Below are 452 nucleotides of genomic sequence, written 5' to 3'. Positions count from 1 at the left end.
CAGGCTTTTCCCACGCGTAGTCAAATCAGGCGCAAAGTCCGCGATATCTGCAAAACCCTCGATAACTCCATCGCCTACCAGGACACCCGCCCTAAAAATACGTACCGGTTTTCTTCTAACGGCACCTCAGCCTGGCTGGAACTGCACTGTGATGAAGACACCGGCATTAAACTCGATGCCTTCATCCACCACACCGCAACCAAGCACGATCTGACGATTCCGGAGGCAGTCATAAAACTGCTCTCCGGTGAGATTAAGCCTCCAGCTACTGTGGTGTTACACACCTACCAGGCCTGCGACATTGAGGATGCACCAACCTTTATTGAAGGCTTCGGCTGGCGGGCTAAGCCCATGTCGCATGATAAGACCCGGGATTTAACCGGTGACGTCGCCGAAGCCGATGGCTACCAACCAGGAGTCATCATGCGCAAACATGTCGAAGGCCGTGACGG

At 54.2% G+C, this 452-nt stretch carries 1 pseudogene; it reads left to right on the top strand.

The features are described 5' to 3' along the window. A pseudogene (locus HMPREF2565_RS01555) lies at positions 1 to 452 on the top strand (HNH endonuclease); the annotation flags it as partial.

Source organism: Corynebacterium sp. HMSC072A04 (assembly GCF_001809235.1).
Taxonomy (GTDB): Bacteria; Actinomycetota; Actinomycetes; order Mycobacteriales; family Mycobacteriaceae; genus Corynebacterium; species Corynebacterium hiratae.
Note: the sequence above shows the minus strand (reverse complement) of the source record. Positions and strands in the feature narration are given on the sequence as shown.